Origin of the sequence: Bacillus sp. SLBN-46 (assembly GCF_031453555.1) — a bacterium.
Lineage (GTDB): Bacteria > Bacillota > Bacilli > Bacillales > Cytobacillaceae > Neobacillus.
In genome coordinates, this window is record NZ_JAVIZM010000001.1 from 1,275,532 (window position 1) to 1,293,651 (window position 18,120).

At 37.6% G+C, this 18,120-nt stretch carries 15 protein-coding genes and 1 pseudogene; 12 read left to right on the top strand and 4 right to left on the bottom strand.

All coding sequences use genetic code 11. From position 1 onward, the window contains the following. Positions 1-20: 20 nt before the first annotated feature. Complete coding sequence (locus QFZ87_RS06405; RefSeq protein ID WP_309859252.1) at positions 21-800, bottom strand: amino acid ABC transporter substrate-binding protein; 780 nt, start codon at positions 798-800, stop codon at positions 21-23. 330 nt (positions 801-1,130) lie between these two features. On the opposite strand from QFZ87_RS06405, the gene QFZ87_RS06410 reads away from it, so the two are divergent. From QFZ87_RS06410 to QFZ87_RS06455, 10 genes and pseudogenes are all read left to right on the top strand, one after another. Then, complete coding sequence (locus QFZ87_RS06410; RefSeq protein WP_309859255.1) at positions 1,131-1,625, top strand: hypothetical protein; 495 nt, start codon at positions 1,131-1,133, stop codon at positions 1,623-1,625. Further along, a complete protein-coding gene (locus QFZ87_RS06415) occupies positions 1,618-2,976 on the top strand; it encodes a 4Fe-4S binding protein (protein WP_309859259.1) in 1,359 nt (452 codons plus the stop codon). Before QFZ87_RS06410 ends, QFZ87_RS06415 begins: the two co-directional genes overlap by 8 nt. 219 nt (positions 2,977-3,195) lie before the next feature. Next, positions 3,196-4,125, top strand: coding sequence for a F510_1955 family glycosylhydrolase (locus tag QFZ87_RS06420; RefSeq protein ID WP_309859261.1), 930 nt, complete (start codon positions 3,196-3,198; stop codon positions 4,123-4,125). Between the two features lie 283 nt (positions 4,126-4,408). Continuing rightward, positions 4,409-4,780: an ArsR/SmtB family transcription factor gene (locus tag QFZ87_RS06425; protein WP_309859263.1), complete on the top strand. Its 372-nt coding sequence runs from the start codon at positions 4,409-4,411 to the stop codon at positions 4,778-4,780. Then, on the top strand, positions 4,767-6,839 hold the full coding sequence (locus QFZ87_RS06430) for a heavy metal translocating P-type ATPase (protein WP_309867676.1): 2,073 nt from the start codon (positions 4,767-4,769) through the stop codon (positions 6,837-6,839). Before QFZ87_RS06425 ends, QFZ87_RS06430 begins: the two co-directional genes overlap by 14 nt. A gap of 42 nt (positions 6,840-6,881) precedes the next feature. After that, entirely contained in the window at positions 6,882-7,493 is a 612-nt protein-coding gene (locus QFZ87_RS06435; RefSeq protein WP_309859266.1) for a class I SAM-dependent methyltransferase, read from the top strand. Positions 7,494-7,566: 73 nt separating this feature from the next. Further along, positions 7,567-8,499, top strand: a complete 933-nt coding sequence (locus tag QFZ87_RS06440; protein WP_309867678.1) for a cation diffusion facilitator family transporter — start codon at positions 7,567-7,569, stop codon at positions 8,497-8,499. A gap of 213 nt (positions 8,500-8,712) precedes the next feature. Further along, positions 8,713-10,194 (top strand): FTR1 family iron permease, encoded by a 1,482-nt coding sequence (locus QFZ87_RS06445; protein ID WP_309859268.1) that lies wholly within the window; start codon positions 8,713-8,715, stop codon positions 10,192-10,194. A 22-nt stretch (positions 10,195-10,216) separates the two neighbouring features. After that, positions 10,217-10,591 (top strand): hypothetical protein, encoded by a 375-nt coding sequence (locus QFZ87_RS06450; RefSeq protein WP_309859270.1) that lies wholly within the window; start codon positions 10,217-10,219, stop codon positions 10,589-10,591. Between the two features lie 124 nt (positions 10,592-10,715). Beyond that, a pseudogene (locus QFZ87_RS06455) lies at positions 10,716-11,451 on the top strand (urease accessory protein UreH domain-containing protein). 60 nt (positions 11,452-11,511) lie between these two features. Here the strand turns inward: QFZ87_RS06455 and QFZ87_RS06460 are convergent. Next, positions 11,512-12,582 carry a YncE family protein gene (locus tag QFZ87_RS06460; RefSeq protein ID WP_309859273.1) on the bottom strand — a complete coding sequence of 357 codons (1,071 nt, stop codon included), beginning with the start codon at positions 12,580-12,582 and terminating at the stop codon, positions 11,512-11,514. Between the two features lie 303 nt (positions 12,583-12,885). Here QFZ87_RS06460 and copZ point away from each other — a divergent pair, with 303 nt between their 5' ends. Both copZ and QFZ87_RS06470 read left to right on the top strand, forming a co-directional pair. Next, the gene (gene copZ, locus QFZ87_RS06465; protein ID WP_309859276.1) at positions 12,886-13,092 is read left to right on the top strand and encodes a copper chaperone CopZ; all 207 of its coding nucleotides are present in this window, start codon (positions 12,886-12,888) and stop codon (positions 13,090-13,092) included. 81 nt (positions 13,093-13,173) lie between these two features. Beyond that, positions 13,174-15,576, top strand: a complete 2,403-nt coding sequence (locus tag QFZ87_RS06470; protein ID WP_309859279.1) for a heavy metal translocating P-type ATPase — start codon at positions 13,174-13,176, stop codon at positions 15,574-15,576. A gap of 74 nt (positions 15,577-15,650) precedes the next feature. Here the strand turns inward: QFZ87_RS06470 and QFZ87_RS06475 are convergent, their stop codons facing one another. Together QFZ87_RS06475 and QFZ87_RS06480 are read right to left on the bottom strand one after the other, a co-directional pair. Then, positions 15,651-16,244: a YdhK family protein gene (locus QFZ87_RS06475; protein ID WP_309859282.1), complete on the bottom strand. Its 594-nt coding sequence runs from the start codon at positions 16,242-16,244 to the stop codon at positions 15,651-15,653. A gap of 83 nt (positions 16,245-16,327) precedes the next feature. After that, a complete protein-coding gene (locus QFZ87_RS06480) occupies positions 16,328-17,782 on the bottom strand; it encodes a multicopper oxidase family protein (RefSeq protein WP_309859284.1) in 1,455 nt (484 codons plus the stop codon). Between the last annotated feature and the right edge of the window lie 338 nt (positions 17,783-18,120).

Below are 18,120 nucleotides of genomic sequence, written 5' to 3' on the forward strand. Positions count from 1 at the left end.
CCTGTTCTGCCTTATATTCGTTATTTTAATACTTTATCTTCGCCAAACCATTTCTTGGATATTTGAGCGGCAGTGCCATCTTCATTCATATCATCAAGTGCTTTTTGAAGATTTTTCAATAATTCTTCATTTCCTTTTTTCACACCAATACCATATTCTTCTGGAGCTAAAGATTCATCTAAAACTTTAAATGCCTCTTGCTCTTTTGTCATATAATAATTGATTACAATTTCATCAATAACGACTGCATCTAAACGACCGCTCTTAAGGTCAGTTAACGCTTGGACATTGTCAGCAAACTCTGTAACTGTTTTAATTTTAGACTTGATTGGTGCTGCGTCTAATGCATCTGCTGCAGAAGAAAGTGATTGTAAACCAACAACTTTGCCTTCTAGATCATCTAATTTAGAAAGGTTCGAATCAGCTCTTGTGACAACTACTTGTGCATTTTTTAAATATGGCTTCGTGAAAAGAACCTTCTTTTTACGCTCATCTGTAATAGTGTAACCGTTCCAAATAAGGTCAATTCGTCCACTGCTTAACTCTGCTTCTTTTGTGCTCCAATCGATTGGTTGGAACTTCACCTTTTTCCCCATCTTATCTGTTGCTGCTTTCGCTAAGTCGATATCAAATCCAACAATTTTGTTGTTTTCATCTCTGAAGCCCATTGGTGCGAATTTGTCGTCGATCCCAATGACTAGCGTTTTATTTTCTTTTCCCTCGGCTGATTTAGAAGAACAGCCTGTAACAATAGAGAACATTGCTGCTATGACTAGAACAATCGTTGCTAAACGTTTCATATTAAAATACCACCTTATAATAATTGTTATTTGCTTTAGCACGTTACCATGCTATTACACTACCATATTATCAAGATGTCGTATATAGCTTGATAAATAATAGAAATATTTAAAAATATTTCGCTGGAGAGTCTGATAAACTTGGAAAAATTGTTGGAGGACTACTCGGTGTTCAATTAAAAAGGTCATATTTTACAAAAGTATGAACAAAAGTAGGATTAAACGAATTGCCATATTATAGCCATGAAAAATGCATGGAAACTGCAAATTTGCCCATTACATTAAACGTATAACATAAAATGCTTAATTAACCTTATGGAGGTGGAAAAATTGAAAAGAGGATTTCTTTTTTTATTTGCAATAGCATTTATTTTCTCATTTGATATAAGAGCCCTTGCAGATGAAGGTCATTCCCATGACCAAAATATTAAAAAGGCAGCAGAAAACTTCAAAAACGGAAAAAGCAATGAAAATGAGAGTATGAATCATGATAGTGGAAGCGATATGGAAGGGATGGATCATGGCAGCGGAAGTGATATGGAAGGAATGAACCATGACAGTGGAAGCGACATGGAAGGGATGGATCATAGCAGTGGAAGTGATATGGAGAGTATGAACCATGACAGTGGAAGCGATATGGAAGGAATGGACATGGAAAGCGAAAGCAATGGTGAGAGTCATGATCATCATAAGTCAGTCGTTGAAACACCTCCAAATTATAAGATTTTAGGAACATATGGAGCTGTAAACCTGTCATTTATCATAATCGGTGTTTGGAATAAGTGGTTTAGAAGGAAGGGTGAATTAAACAATGGCAATGCCTGAGAAAAAATTAAAACCAGAAAAGGAACCTTTTGACCTTCTAACAATACCTGCCGTGAAAAAGTTTGTTAATAGCAAATGGTATCCTGGCATCTTTCAATGGATAGTTATCTTTGTATTTTCAGTTATTGTTTATGAATTAGTGATGGGTACCGTTGACCCAAGTAAAAACTTTGGTACAACCATGACATGGGTGTTATGGTGGCCAATCATTCCTATTCTATTTTTAGTAACCGGCCGCTTCTGGTGTGCCATCTGTCCATTTGGTAAATTAAGTGATATTGTTCGTAAATTTGTTGGCAGTAAAAGGCCAATGCCGAAGTTTTTAAGAAAATATGGGATTTGGCTCATTGACTTATTCTTCATTGCGATCACTTACAGTGACCACGTATGGGGAATTGTAGAGTCACCACGGGGATCAGGTTATTTATTACTATTACTTGTAACAATGGTTGTTGCGACTTCTGTTTTCTATGAAAGAAGAACATTCTGTAAAACGTTATGTTTCCTTGGCGGTCTTGCTGGAAACTATTCGCGGTCTGGTGCTTTAAAAGTACAGGCAACTCCTGATATTTGTAAAACATGTAAAGTACAATCCTGCTACAAAGGAACGGAAGGCGTGGAAGGTTGTCCAATGTTCCAGTTTCCACGAACAATGGAATCTAGTGCAGAATGTAATATTTGCGGTAACTGTGTGAAAAACTGTCCAAACAACTCAGTGAAAATTACAACTAGAATTCCGACAAAAGAATTATGGGGCTTAAAAAATCCGAAGCTTGAGCATGCCTCCCTAGCAGCTGTTATTATGGGGATCGTATTCGTCCAAAATATCACAATGCTTGAACCTTGGCAGAAAATTTTAAGTACAATTGGATTAGTTACTCGTACGACCAACTATAATGTTAATTTTACAATAGCTTTTATCATTGCCATGGCATTACCGATTCTATTATTATTAGGAACTGCAAAACTAGCATCTTTTCTTGGAATGGAAGGAACCATCAAAAAGAACTTTACTCGTTTTGGTTATGCGATTATTCCGTTAGATTTAGCGGGTCACTTGGCTCATAACCTGTTCCACATCTTTACCGAAGGAAAAGCAGTCTGGTTTAATTCTATTAGATTATTTGGAATCGAAGCAAATTCAGCAAGTTTAAGTCTCGCTTCCACTCCAACTGTTCAAATGATTCAGTATATCGTAATCTTAATTGGATTGGTGGGTACCTGTTACGTTGTGTATAGAATGGGTAAAAAGACAGCATTTAAAGCTATGCTTCCATACTATGTACTCATGATTGTACTAGCAATCACTAATATTTATTTGTTCTCACTTCCTATGATGCACAGAGTATAAATAATTGGGTAATTTTAAATCAAATATATCAAAAAAAGAAGAAACCTAAGTGGTTCTTCTTTTTTTGAAGTTCTATTTCTTTAGATAAAGATAATTTGACCAATTCATGACAATAATATAAACTGCACAATTTCTTGATACTTTTTTGATAAAGTTACTTACATATGAAATGTTAATTTGTTTCTAAAGTTAAAAAGACATATTTAAAGGGGAGAAGTTATGAAGAAAATAGCCGTATTATCAGTATTATCGTTAAGTTTAATTCTATCTGCTTGTGGTTCATCAGAAGAGTCAAAAATAACATCAGTAAAAAGTGGGAAAAGAATTGATGATATCCACGGAGTGGGTGTTCTTAATGATGGAACAACCTACGTCGCAACACATGAAGGGCTATTCTCGACAAACAATGTAGGGAAAACATGGAATAAAGTAGGATCGGCAAATGATGATTTTATGGGTTTCCATGTAGGGTCTGATGGGACGATGATTACAAGTGGACACCCTGGAACTGATTCAGATCTCCCAAATCCTATGGGGGTTTTAGTAAGTAAGGATAAAGGGTTGAGTTGGGAAGAAGTTGAATATGTCGGGAAAATTGATTTCCATATACTAACTTCCTACCACCATGATTCAAATGTTATTTATGGATTCAATCAAATGGGTACTGGACAATACGGTGCTGGAATTTATAAAAGTTTAGATGGAGGGAAAAAGTGGTCAAAGGTTGAACCAAAGGGTTTACCTGAGGATCTCCATAAGGTTTATTCGTTGCTTGTTCTTCCTGAAAATAAGAACACACTATTAGCTGGAACAGAAAATGGCGTATTGATCTCAAAAGATGGCGGAGAAAATTGGGATGTCTTTGATGATACTCGGCTAATTACTGCTATGACCATTATGCCAAATGGTAAAGATATCATTTCTTATTCTATAAATAATACGATTTCTGGTGTAATGATTAGCCAAGATAATGGTGAATCTTGGACAAGTCTTGGATTGGATTTAGGTGAAGATGCTGCTTCCTCCATTTCTGTAAACCAAAAAGATGAGAAACAAATAGCAGTTTCAACTTTTAATACTTCTCTTTATGAAACAAAAGACGGAGGAGAAAAGTGGAATCAGATCATTACTTCTGGTGAATTAAAATAATAAAAAAACAGTGATTTTGAGTAATCACTGTTTTTTTATTGATATTTTACCACTTAAGGTGTTTGTGTGGATTCTTCTGGTACCACTTATACCCTACACCCCATACTGTAAAAAGATGATTATCAATCGGAAATCCCGAAAGTTATGCATTTTATTCATTTCCACCGTACAAAAATGTTTGAAGTTTTTAAAATTTTGCAAAAAAGCAAAAATAATTGACATTCAAATGGCTATTTGAATATCATATAGTCAAACGAACGTTTGAATGAAGAAGGTGAGCAATATGAAAAATCGTGATGTTTGCGAGATTACCTGTGTAGATAATGAAAAAACCGATCGAGTCGGGCAACAGCTCGAAAAAGATCAACATATTACTGAAGTAACCAAGATATTTAAAGCTCTTTCCGATGAAAACCGCTTGAAAATAGCTTATGCTTTGACACTCGAAGAGGAACTTTGTGTGTGCGATGTGGCGCATATCGTAGGGGCAACCACGGCTACGGCTTCCCATCATTTACGTCATCTAAAAAATATGGGTCTTGCCAAATATCGGAAAGAGGGAAAACTTGTGTATTATTCCCTTGATGACGACCATGTTAAACAGTTAATTCATATTGCCATTGCGCATCAGGAGGAGGTGGCTGGCCGTGAGTGAAACCATTGATAAACAAGTCTATCGGGTACAGGGCTTTTCCTGAACGAGCTGTGCCGCAAAGTTCGAAAAGAACGTCCAACACCTGGATGGTGTGGTTGATGCAAAAGTAAATTTTGGAGCCTCTAAGCTCACAGTCTATGGAGATACAACCTTAGATGCATTACACGAAGCAGGAGCGTTTGAAAAACTAACGATTTATCCTGAAAATGAAAAACCCCCAGTTTCAGAAAAGGAACCCCTTTGGAAACGGTACTCTTTACTTGGGTTGTCCTTGTTGTTGCTTCTAGCAGGGTATATTACATCAGTAAACGTCCTGTTTGCCGCTTCTATTTTATTAGGAGGCTTTCCTCTTTTTAAAACAGGCTTAAAGAATCTAATCCGATTCGATTTTGATATGAAAACGCTCATGACCGTAGCGATTATTGGGGCGGCTATTATCGGAGAGTGGAGTGAAGGGGCAGTCGTTGTGATCTTATTTGCCATCAGTGAAGTCCTTGAAGGCTATTCCATGGATAAAGCAAGAGCCTCGATTCGTTCATTGATGGAGATGGCGCCAACAGAGGCACTTGTTGTTCGAAACGGCAAAGAGATGTTACTAAATGCAGAAGATATTGAAGTTGGAGATCTCATGCTTGTTAAGCCTGGGCAAATGATTGCAATGGATGGAGTCATTATTGAGGGGGCATCCTCCATCAATCAAGCTGCGATTACCGGTGAATCTGTTCCTGTTGAAAAAAATGTTAACGACGAAGTTTTCGCAGGGACATTAAATGTAGAGGGATTTCTAAAAGTAAAGGTTACAAAGCTAGTAGATGGTACGACCATTGCAAAAATTATACATTTAGTAGAAGAAGCACAAGGAGAAAAGGCACCTTCCCAACGCTTTGTCGATCGGTTTGCCAAGTATTATACGCCGGTGATTATGGTAATTGCTGCACTCGTGGCTGTTATCCCGCCGCTGTTGTTTGCAGCAAACTGGCAGGAGTGGATTTACCAAGGGCTTGCGGTATTAGTGGTAGGTTGCCCATGTGCACTTGTCATTTCTACCCCTGTTTCTATCGTTACTGCCGTTGGAAATGCCGCTCGAAATGGTGTGTTAATTAAAGGTGGTAGCTTTTTAGAGGAAGCGGGAGCACTAAAGGCGATTGCCTTTGATAAAACGGGGACATTGACAAAAGGAGTTCCTGTTGTAACAGACTTTATTAATTATACAGACAATGAAGACTTACTATCCATCGTTGCTGCGATTGAAAGTAAGTCACAGCATCCACTAGCGAATGCCATTATTAATAAAGCAGCATATATTAACAGAGATTTCGAAGTCGAGGATTTCTTATCAGTAACAGGAAAAGGAATTACAGGTGTAGTCAATGGAACGGAATATCGGGTTGGAAACTTGAAGTTATTTGATGAAGTTCCTGACCATGTGTTGAATGAAATGACCTCACTTCAAGAACAAGGGAAGACCGTTATGATTGTTGGTACGGCTCACGAAATCTTGGCATTGATTGCCGTTGCCGATGAAGTGCGTGAGAGCAGTAGAGCAGTAATCGAGCGCCTCCATCAGCTAGGGATTGAGCATACAATCTTGTTAACAGGAGATAATCAAGCGACCGCTAAGGCGATTGGATACGAGGCAGGAGTCACCGAAATGGAGGGTGAATTACTGCCGCAAGATAAGTTAGATTTTATTAAAAAATTAAAAAATCAGTTTGGAAGAGTAGCTATGGTCGGTGACGGCGTGAATGATGCGCCAGCACTTGCAGCAGCAACGGTAGGAATTGCAATGGGCGGGGCAGGAACGGATACCGCTCTTGAGACCGCTGATATCGCTTTAATGAATGACGATTTAAAAAAACTTCCGTTTACCATCAAACTGAGCAGAAAAACATTACAGATTATCAAACAAAATATTACCTTATCGATAGTAGTCAAGCTCTTGGCACTGTTGCTCGTTGTTCCGGGCTGGCTGACGTTATGGATAGCCATTTTCGCAGATATGGGAGTAACCTTACTCGTTACAATTAATGGCTTACGGCTGCTAAGAGTAAAAGAATAGAAGGGCAAGACAGTTTTGGACGGGATAGAGGGTGTGTGTCTGATGAATAACAGGTGGAATAAGTGGGTATATCGATGGTGGTCGCCGGTTTATGATCATTTTTTTAATAAAGGGCCGTTTCTAAAAGCTCGGCAGGAACTATTCAATGACGTTTACTTTCATGAAGGTGATAAGGTTTTGTTTGTTGGGGTCGGTACGGGTGCTGATCTTGAGCAAATTCCCATTGACCGGCTGGATATCACAGCGATTGACTATTCTGAAGAGATGCTTGCCCAGGCGAAAAAGAAATTCCCAACTACTTCTATATTCTTTCAGCAGATGGATGCCCAACAATTAACCCTTCCGGACGGAGCTTTCGATTATGTAGTGGCCAGCTTAATCCTATCTGTTGTTCCCGACAGTCACAAGTCCTTTGAAGAAATGGTCCGAGTGACACGGTCAAAGGGCCAAATGATTATTTTTGATAAATTCTCTTCTAAGTCTTCTTTATTAAAGAAACTAATTAGGCCGGTCATTAAGGCTTTAGGTACGGATATCGGTCTCTCCTTTGAAAAGATCTATGAAAAACATAGTGGCGAGAAGCTAACCCTCTTAGAAAATCGCGCTGTGTTGTTCGGTGGAATGTATCGAAAAATAAAGATTAGAAAAAACTAACACAATCGGAATTCTTTCGTTTTAGAAAAAGATAAATTTGGAGCCATTAAATGAGCTCTTTGGGGGATTTGACATGGGGCATCATCACCATCATCATGGACATTCACACGGCCATTCGCATGGTCATTCACATACAAGTAACAAGAAAGCACTATTGAGTTCTTTCATACTAATAGCAGCTTTTATGGTTGTTGAAGTCATTGGCGGTTTGTTAACAAATAGCTTGGCACTATTGTCTGATGCAGGCCATATGCTTAGCGATGCAGCAGCATTAGGATTAAGCTTTTTCGCCATCAAACTTGGCGAGAAACAGGGGTCTCAGGAAAAAACCTATGGTTACAAGCGCTTTGAAATTATCGCTGCGGCATTAAATGGAATCACGCTAGTTGTTATTTCTCTTTATATCTTTTATGAGGCTATTCATCGCTTTTTCGATCCGCCAGAGGTGCAAAGCACGGGTATGTTAATGATTTCTGTACTAGGCTTACTGGTTAACATAGTTGCTGCTTGGATCTTAATGAAAGGCGATAAAGATGAGAATCTGAATGTGAGGAGTGCCTTTTTACATGTACTAGGAGATATGCTAGGGTCAGTTGGAGCCATTGTTGCCGCACTTCTTATCATGTTTTTCGGCTGGGGAATTGCCGATCCGATTACCAGTGTGATTGTGGCTGTTTTGATCCTAATAAGTGGATATAGGGTAGCAAAGGATTCCTTCCATATTTTGATGGAAGGTGCCCCAGAACAAATCGATATGAACCAAGTAAAAACAGCACTTGGTAAAATTCCACTGGTGAAGGAAGTCCATGATTTGCATATTTGGACAATTACTTCAGGCTACCCAGTTTTAAGCTGCCATATGACGATCTGTGATGACGGTGTCCATGACGAGATCTTGGCCCAATCACAAAAAATCCTTCATGACGATTTCCACATTGAGCATAGTACCATTCAGGTTGAAAGAGAATGCATTGGCTGTCCCAGCCCACATGGGACTTGTAATTAAGGTAAAAGACATCTGAAAAAGGATGTCTTTTTTTGTGGAAAGGGCATTCTATCAATGATGAGTTAATTGTCGGTTTTTAATCCAAAATTCACAATTCCGTAATATTTAATAGTAAAAATGTAATTGACAATCATTATCAATGAAAATACAATAGTATACAGATAAGTGAAAATGAGATTCATTATCAACAAGAAACCTTCAAGGTGGGATACGATGGGCAAGAACTTATTACATAAAATAGTTATCCTTTTACTAATTGTCGGATTTTCTATACAGAATCCTGCATTAGCTGCTGGAAATGCCAAAGAAGATATCATGAAAGCAGAAGAATCGGTAAATGAAGCAATTGGCTATGCTGCCGAAGGAAACCTTTCAGAGGCAGAGAAAGCCTATGAACAATTTAATAAAACCTGGAGAGAAATTGAAGAAGGTATTAAAGCTGAATCAGCAACTGCCTATCGAGATATTGAATCAAATATGGGCAAGGTTGTTTATGCCTTTACTATAAAAAAACAGGATCAAGTACTAGAGGCTTTACAGGGCCTAAAAGCTGTTAATGAAAAAGTAGCTAATGGCGGCTATCCAAAAGAGGCGGGCTTTAAGAAAGAAGATATAACACTAGAAGAATTTATTCTTTTACTTCAAAATACAAAAAAAGAAATCAAAAACGAGAATCGAACTCAAGCCGTTTCCAGTATTCAAAAAGCCAGCGATAGTTGGTTAAGCGTGGAAGGAATTGTGGTTGCACAATCTGCAAAAGTATACAGTGACTCGGAAAGAGATTTAGTTACGATCCAAGCAATGCTTACCGCTAATCCACCAAACTATGAGAAAGCAACTCAAACCATCGATAACATGGTAAATTACCTTACTCCTTTAGCGAGTAAATCTGAATACACGTATTGGGATGCGGCAATGATTCTCATTCGCGAAGGCTTAGAAGCTTTACTTGTAGTTATTGCTCTGATGTCTTTTGTGAAAAAATCAGGTCTGACAAAAGGGAAAGGTTGGATTTGGTCTGGAGTAGCAGCTGGTTTAGGTGTTAGTTTAATCCTTGCCCTGATTGTTAAGTTTGTTATCTCATCTGGTGCATTTGGAAATAACAACGCGCTGATAGGCGGATGGACAGGGGTATTTGCTGCAGTCATGTTATTGTACATGAGTTACTGGCTTCATAGTCAATCCAATATCGCTGATTGGAATCGCTATATTCGTGAAAAAAGTCAGACAGCAGTTACCACAGGCCGGCTTGTATCATTAGGTATTCTTGCCTTTCTGGCGGTATTTCGTGAAGGAACGGAAACAGTATTATTTTATATAGGGATGGCGAGTCAAATTAAGCTCCAATCTCTTTTAATTGGTTTTTTAATAGGTGCTGCCATACTTGGGGTATTAGCCTATTTACTAATTATTGTTGGTCTTAAATTACCACTTCGTCCATTCTTTATGGTATCAAGTGTCATCGTTTTTTATCTATGTATTAAATTTACTGGAATGGGTATTCATAGCCTGCAATTGGCGGGATTAATCCCAACCACAAATTCACAAAGTATCCCAAGTATAGATTTCTTTGCTTTATATCCAACATGGGAAAGCACGATCCCACAGGTCATTCTTGTCCTCGGTGCAGTTTTCATTCTTCTATTTAAAAGATTGAAAACTAAAAATGTAATGACAGCAGCAGAAAATAATTAATAGAGAAAGTAGGATAAAAATTATGAAAAAATTAACATCAATGGTTGTAGCATTTGGTCTTGGAAGTGCATTATTTTTAGCGGGATGTAGTTCTACTGAAAGTAAAGTATCAGATGGGGTAAATGAAATGATAGAGACAACTGGGCAATTATCAAAAGCAATTGATAAGGGTGACCAGGCTAAGGTAAAGGAAGTTGGACCAAAATTGGAAGATCAATGGTCATCATTCGAGGATGACGTGAAAAAAGATAATAAGGATTTGTATGAGAAGATTGAAAAATATCTTGACCCAACGATTGCTGGTTCAGAGGCAGACACATTAGATAAAGATGCATTAAGCACATTGAACGATCAACTTACTGATGCTTTGAAAGAATTAGCAGATAAAACAAAATAAAAAGGTAGGAGGCTGACATATAATGGTCAGTCTCTTTCTTATTTTGTAAGGAAATCTCCACATTTTCTGCATGAATTTATGTTATCGTTTAAATATAAATTTATTGCGATTAAAGGTGATCAGATTGTACAGTTTATTGAGCAAGATAAGTGGAGTATTAAGTCAGCCGTTTTTTAACATCGCAAATAGCCTAGAATCGTGGCCAATTGTCTTTGCTTTAATCTTAGGGTTAGTAGGGGCCCTTGCTCCTTGTCAATTAACGGGGAATATCAGTGCTGTTACTCTTTATGGGAACCGGTCTATTCAAAGAAAAATAGCATGGAGAGATGTCCTTAGCTTTACTTTAGGTAAAATTGTAGCCTTTTCATTACTTGGTGCTTTAGTGTGGCTACTCGGCAGAGAAATTGAACAAAATCTGACTTTTTATTTTCCGTGGCTTCGAAAGATAATGGGACCTTTATTAATAGTAGTAGGTTTATTTATGTTAGGTTTCATTAAATTGAAAGGGACATTTCATTTGTTTAAAGGTTCGAAAGAGTATAAGCATGAAAATCCATTCGGTTCATTTATGCTCGGATTAAGTTTCTCACTTGCCTTTTGCCCAACGATGTTTATTCTCTTTTTTGTCACGTTAATGCCGGTCGTATTAGCTAGTCCCTATGGGATTTGTTCTCCCATCCATATTTGCAATTGGAACAGCGATTCCTCTCCTAATCTTTATCTTAATCATTTGGTACCTCGGTGGCAGTGGAGCTATCATGAAGAGAGGGAGAAAGTTTGGTATGGTGATTCAATGGATTGCAGGCGGGGTAATGCTGCTATTAGGTATTTTTGACACATTAACTTATTGGTCTTTATAAATTGAATAAGCAAAAAGAAAAAACAACGAACGCCCTCGTTGTTTTTTCTTTTTGCATAATTTATGGCATGATACTAATCCCATTCGGAGTTTCCCCAACTTTTATAGTTCTAATTACTTTATTTTGTGAATTATCGATGACACTTACCGTATTGGCAAACATATTTGTAATATAGGTATATTTATTATCTGGACTTGTTACTACACCGTGAGAACCATTTTCTGTCTCAATAGTTGCTACTTCCTGCTTTGTATTTAAATCCACTTTTGTTACGGAATGGGAGGGTAAGTCTTCTGTACCTTGATTTGCAACATAGGCAAACTGATTATCAGACTGAATATAAACTTGTGCGGGACCATTTCCAACATTCACTTTATCGATTTTTCCTGAAGTTAAATCAATAATAGCCAAGGCGTTCTCTTTGTTAATTGTTACAACTAAGGTTTTTCCGTCAGAGGTAATTCCGGTCGTAACAGGTGTTTCCCCAACCTTTATTTTTCTTTCTTCTTTAAAGCTTTGTAGATTTAGAACGCTGACTGTGTTTTCCCCCATATTTGCCACATAAGCAAACTGACTATCCTTTGATATTCTAAAACCATGCGGCCCACTTCCAGTTGGAATGGTTTGTACAATAGAAAAATTCTTTGCATCGATAACGGAAACGGTGTTATCTTCGTTATTTGTAACTAATACATACTTTCCGTCCTCAGTAAAAACAATATGGGCAGGGTGGTTACCTACTTCCACTTCTTTAATGATCTTATCAGTATGTGGATCAAAAAATATTGCCTTTCCTTTCATTTCCATGGATTCGTCTTGACCATGCATCATTTTCGGAACAATGACTGCTCCAACCACTTTTCCATCAGGTGAAACTTGAATATTATGAACTGCTCCATCAAACTTAAAGTTTGCAAGTATCTTTTGCTTCTTAAGACTAATTTTAGAAATGCTTCCGCCCTCATTTGCAGTAAATAAGAAATGATCCTCGTTATTGGAGGATTGTGTCTCCATTTTCTCCGTTTTTTTATTTCTTTCTTCCTTTTTGTTATTCGTTGTATTACCACAACCTGCAAGAAATAATGACAGCATTAAAATACTGGTAAACAATAAAGTTAAATATTTTTTCATTTGTTTTTCCTCCTTACTTTTAATGTCATGATAGTGTCTAGGTCTGTTCCTTCGTTGTGACGTACATCACAACCTTATAAACATTTTTGATTTTCTTTAAACATTTGTGAAATCCTAACTTTCTGCAAAATTATCCGTTAAACTAAATTAGTTTATAAAAAATAAACCGGTGGAAAAGCTATTTATGTACATATTGTGAAAGCCGGATAGAAGTATTGAAAAAATCTATACCAATTCATTTACATAGGGTAGGGGGGTATGGTAAAATATAAGGAGATAATTATCTAGAAAGGGAGTATTCAAATGGAAAAAGTAACCTTAAATGTTAAAGGGATGTCTTGTGGGCATTGTGTAAAATCAGTAGAGGGTAGTGTGGGTGAACTGGAAGGAGTTCACGATGTAAAAGTTGATTTAAAAGCTGCTACCGTTAATGTTGAGTTTAATCCACAAGAGGTTTCATTAGATAAAATAAAAGAAACAATTGATGATCAAGGATACGATGTAAAATAAGCAAAAGAAAAGACGTGCTAGTTTTTGGCACGTTTTTTTAGAAATGAAATATACCTATATAGGGTATAAGAGGTGAGTAATATGAAAGAAACAAATTTGCAAATATCTGGAATGACCTGTGCTGCATGCGCAATTCGAATTGAAAAAGGTCTTAACAAACTAGAAGGCATAGAAACCGCTAGTGTGAATCTGGCATTAGAGAGATCCAATGTTAAATTTGATCCGGAAAAAGTAAAGATAGAGGATATTGAAAAAAAGATTAGGGATTTAGGGTATGATGTTGTCAATGAAAAAGCTGAATATGAAATCACTGGTATGACCTGTGCGGCTTGTTCGGCTCGGATAGAGAAAGGGCTAAATAAGCTCGATGGTGTAGTAAAAGCCAATGTGAATTTAGCATTAGAAAAAGCAACAGTAGAGTACAATAGTGCTGTCCTCTCGTCTGCTGATATCATAAAAAAAGTGGAAAGCCTTGGCTATGGTGCTCATATAAAGGAAGATGTAAAAGATAAAAGTGATTATCGTCAAAAGGAAATTCAGAAACAAACCGGTAAATTTATTTTTTCTGCGATTCTATCATTTCCACTATTATGGGCAATGGTTGGGCACTTTTCATTCACCTCCTTCATTTGGTTTCCAAAAATGTTTATGAATCCATGGGTACAATTTGCTTTGGCGACTCCGGTTCAATTTGTTATTGGAAAACAGTTCTATGTCGGAGCGTATAAAGCGTTGAAAAATAAAAGTGCCAATATGGACGTACTTGTTGCTCTTGGTACATCAGCGGCTTATTTCTATAGTTTATACTTATCACTAGTTTCTATTGGAAGTAATGCACATTCAGTTGAACTTTACTATGAGACCAGTTCCATTTTAATTACACTAATTATTCTAGGAAAGCTATTTGAGGCGAAAGCAAAAGGACGCTCATCTGAAGCCATTAAGAAATTAATGGGGCTTCAAGCAAAAACAGCGACCATTGAAAGAGCCGGAGTTGAGCAAGAGGTCCCCATTGAAGAAGTAATTGTTGGTGATATCCTTCATATTAAACCAGGAGAAAAAATTCCAGTAGACGGAAGGATTGTTGAGGGTATTTCTGCTGTTGATGAATCCATGCTGACGGGTGAAAGTGTCCCTGTTGATAAAAAAATAGGGGATGAAGTAATTGGGGCAACCATCAATAAAAATGGATTTTTAAAGGTGGAAACAACTAAAGTAGGAAGGGATACTGCATTAGCCCAAATTATAAAAGTGGTGGAAGAAGCACAGGGCTCAAAGGCGCCAATTCAACGCCTTGCAGACCAGATTTCAGGTGTGTTTGTTCCTATTGTTGTAGGTCTTGCAGTATTGGCTTTTATTGTTTGGTATGTTTGGGTTACCCCTGGGGATTTTGCAGAAGCGTTGGAGAAATTAATCGCAGTCCTTGTTATCGCATGTCCATGTGCCTTGGGCTTGGCAACGCCAACTTCCATCATGGCTGGGTCAGGACGAGCTGCCGAATATGGAATTCTCTTCAAAGGCGGCGAGCATTTGGAAATGACTCATAAGATATCAACAGTTGTATTAGATAAAACAGGCACTGTTACTAACGGAACACCTGTTTTAACTGATATATTTACAGGCCCACCTCAATCAGAGGTAGAATTCTTAGCCTTAGTGGGATCTGCTGAAAAACAATCAGAGCATCCACTAGCACAAGCGATCGTTCAAGGAATTAAAGATAAAGGAATATCATTGAAGGAAGTTTCTGAATTTGAAGCCATCCCTGGCTTCGGTATAAGAGCAGTGGTTGACGGCAAAGAGTTATTGGTTGGAACAAGAAAGCTGATGGACAGATATAATGTAACTGTTGAAGAAGCACTTGTTCAAATGGATAAATTAGAAAAGGTTGGAAAGACAGCCATGCTTGCTGCGATAGATGGTCAATATGCAGGCATGATTGCAGTAGCTGACACTATTAAAGAAACATCTAAAACGGCTATCAGCCGCCTTAAAGAAATGGGAATTGAAGTCATTATGATTACGGGAGATAATCAGCAGACAGCAAAAGCCATTGCTGCTCAAGCTGGGATTGATAACGTCATAGCTGAAGTGCTTCCTGAGGGGAAGGCAGATGAGATTAAGAAATTACAGGCACAGGGTAAGAAGGTAGCCATGGTTGGAGATGGAATCAATGACGCACCCGCTCTTGCCATTGCGGATATTGGAATGGCAATCGGAACTGGTACTGACGTTGCAATGGAAGCAGCTGATATCACTCTAATTCGCGGGGATCTAAATAGTATTGCAGATGCGATTTTTATGAGTAAGAAGACGATCCGTAATATAAAGCAGAACCTTTTCTGGGCCCTTGCTTATAATACACTTGGTATTCCTATCGCTGCTCTTGGACTCCTTGCTCCGTGGCTTGCTGGTGCTGCAATGGCATTCAGTTCCGTTTCCGTTGTTCTCAATGCCCTACGTTTACAAAAAGTAAAGTTATAATAACGGCAAAAATCAAAAAAACTCTGACCATGAAAACGTCAGAGTTTTTTATTTATATTTTGCTATTTTAAATTTTACGTATGATTATATTTAGCCGTAAGTTCACTTTCTGTCACCCATTTATGATTCTTTACCATTTCTCCCCCTGTAGTCGGAGTATAATCAATCATATACACAGTAGTCTTTTCTGCCGAATCAATTGATCCAGTCGCACCCATCATGCCTTTCATATGATCTGCTTCAATGGTAACCTCCGTACCAGGCTTTAATGTTTCCTTACCGCCATTTTTAATTTCCTCTTGAATGACCCACTTATGATTTTTAACCATTTCGCCACCTGTTGTCGGTTTATAAGAAACAACATAGGCAGTGGTATCATAAGCACCAACAATGGTTGCTTCGGCACCCTTCATACCTTCCATATGATCAGCATTGATAATTGCTTGGCTTCCAACTTTAAAGGTCGGGTTTTCTGCTTCTTTTAGACCTGTTGGAACTTCAGCTGAACTGGAGTGTTCCATAGAACTATGACCTGTTGATTCATGATTCATTTCTGTTTGTTTGGTTTCTTTTGTACTGTTGGACTGATTCTTGTCAGTGGTATCGTTACCGCACCCACTTAATCCAATAACTGCAGCAGTACAAAGAAGAATCAAATGCTTTTTCATTATTTACATCCCCTCTTATGAGAAATATTAATAATATACCCTTATAGAGTACAATGAAAACATTTTAGCTTAGGAATGTTTTCTCATTTCACTTGGAATTGCCCCATCATTCCAGCATCTTCATGTTCAAGGATATGACAATGGTACATGAAAGTTCCTGTGTGATTAAATGTGGCTATGGCTCTTACCTTTTCACCAGGATAGACGAGAAAGGTGTCTTTCCAACCGGTTTCATTAGCAGGTGGTGGATTTCCGTCCCGATCCAGTATTTGAAATTGAGTACCGTGAGCGTGAAATGGATGGGGCATGCCACCCATCATCCCACCTGTGTCATTGGTTACTTCCCAAATTTCTGTAGTATGAAGAGTTAGGACTTCGTCAATGCGGTCCATATCCATCTGTTTCCCATTAATGTTGACATTTGGCCCCATTCCTTGAAAGGAAAACTTTCTTGTTTTAATCGCACTGGATGGATCGATTCTTTGAATGTCGGTAAACTTAGAAGGCAAATTAACTGTTTTATTCGATTTACTTCCTATACTAAAACGCATAAATTTGGTTTCTTGATCCATTAAGGATACTGTGTCACCTTTTTCAAATTTAGAGAAATCTATAATAATTTCTGCCCTTTCACCAGGACCAAGAATAATATTGGTCATTTCCACTGGCTCTGTCAAGAAACCACCGTCACTTGCAATTTGAACAAATGCTTGATTGTTGCTTAGATGGATTTGATACGACCGAGCATTTAAACCATTCAATAACCGAAGCCTCATTTGACCGCTTGGAACCTGTAAATAGGGAGATATTGCCCCATTTACAAGTATCGTATCTCCTTGGAGACCCATCATGACATCATGCATTCCAAGGTTATAACTGAATGAACCATTTGAATCAAATGTCTTATCTTGAATAACTAATGGAACATCATTCACACCGTATTCTTTAGGAATATCGAGATTGTCTGAAATATCATCATCAATATAAAATAAACCAGCAAGGCCTTTGTATACTTGCTCTCCAGTTTTATGGAGAAGATGTGGGTGATACCATAATGTAGAAGCTGGCTGGTTAATGGTGAATGTGGGGTTCCATATGGTTCCAGGTTTAATCCCGTCATGTGGCCCGCCATCTTGATCGCCATTTACTTCAAGGCCGTGCCAATGAACTGTCGTTTGTTCATCGAGGTTGTTTTTTACCTTTATAGATACTTCTTCTCCTCTTCGCACTCTAATAACAGGTCCAAAATAATTTCCATTGTATCCTAATGTTTCAGCTTTTTTTCCCTTAATGAATTCCGTTGTCCCCTTTTGTGCAATTATTTGAAACTCTGCTTTTTGGGGATCAGGATTTTCATCCTTCAATAAAGGCGGTATGGGTAAGGGAGTCTCTCGGAGTAAAGCTACTTTGTTTTGAGTGTTTTTAGAAGAATTGTTCAACATTTGACCTGGGCCCATTCCAGTTTGTCTGAAAAATAACAAAACAGCTCCGATGAAAACAATAAATAAGGTTATGATGATCCCAGTTCTATTTTTCAAATTTTTACTCCTCCTAGCTGTGGGTATGCACTTATTTTTTGACATTCAACACGTAAATAAAAGTAAATGTAAAAAATCAGCAAAAAATAAAAAATATATTTATTTATAAATACCTATACGGGTACTCAATATAGAATAATTTTATTTTATTAAGATTGCTACAAAAAAGGCTTTATACCGAACTCCATTACTGAATTAAATTTATAGCCTGCATACTTTCTTCATTAATTTAGTTTATGATTTAGTTATTAGATTTTAAGCAAAACTAAACTATTACATAGTGTAAGTTCCTTTTATTAAGGAAATAAAAATATAAATTAAATTTTAAGGAGTATCTT

Bases quoted from the DNA above. Each gene is read 5' to 3' on its own strand.
- QFZ87_RS06435 (WP_309859266.1), top strand. From the start codon at position 6,882: ATGAATAACAGGTGGAATAAGTGGGTATATCGATGGTGGTCGCCGGTT.
- QFZ87_RS06470 (WP_309859279.1), top strand. From the start codon at position 13,174: ATGAAAGAAACAAATTTGCAAATATCTGGAATGACCTGTGCTGCATGC.
- QFZ87_RS06420 (WP_309859261.1), top strand. From the start codon at position 3,196: ATGAAGAAAATAGCCGTATTATCAGTATTATCGTTAAGTTTAATTCTA.
- copZ (WP_309859276.1), top strand. From the start codon at position 12,886: ATGGAAAAAGTAACCTTAAATGTTAAAGGGATGTCTTGTGGGCATTGT.
- QFZ87_RS06460 (WP_309859273.1), bottom strand. From the start codon at position 12,582: ATGAAAAAATATTTAACTTTATTGTTTACCAGTATTTTAATGCTGTCA.
- QFZ87_RS06425 (WP_309859263.1), top strand. From the start codon at position 4,409: ATGAAAAATCGTGATGTTTGCGAGATTACCTGTGTAGATAATGAAAAA.
- QFZ87_RS06415 (WP_309859259.1), top strand. From the start codon at position 1,618: ATGCCTGAGAAAAAATTAAAACCAGAAAAGGAACCTTTTGACCTTCTA.
- QFZ87_RS06475 (WP_309859282.1), bottom strand. From the start codon at position 16,244: ATGAAAAAGCATTTGATTCTTCTTTGTACTGCTGCAGTTATTGGATTA.
- QFZ87_RS06405 (WP_309859252.1), bottom strand. From the start codon at position 800: ATGAAACGTTTAGCAACGATTGTTCTAGTCATAGCAGCAATGTTCTCT.
- QFZ87_RS06445 (WP_309859268.1), top strand. From the start codon at position 8,713: ATGGGCAAGAACTTATTACATAAAATAGTTATCCTTTTACTAATTGTC.
- QFZ87_RS06450 (WP_309859270.1), top strand. From the start codon at position 10,217: ATGAAAAAATTAACATCAATGGTTGTAGCATTTGGTCTTGGAAGTGCA.
- QFZ87_RS06440 (WP_309867678.1), top strand. From the start codon at position 7,567: ATGGGGCATCATCACCATCATCATGGACATTCACACGGCCATTCGCAT.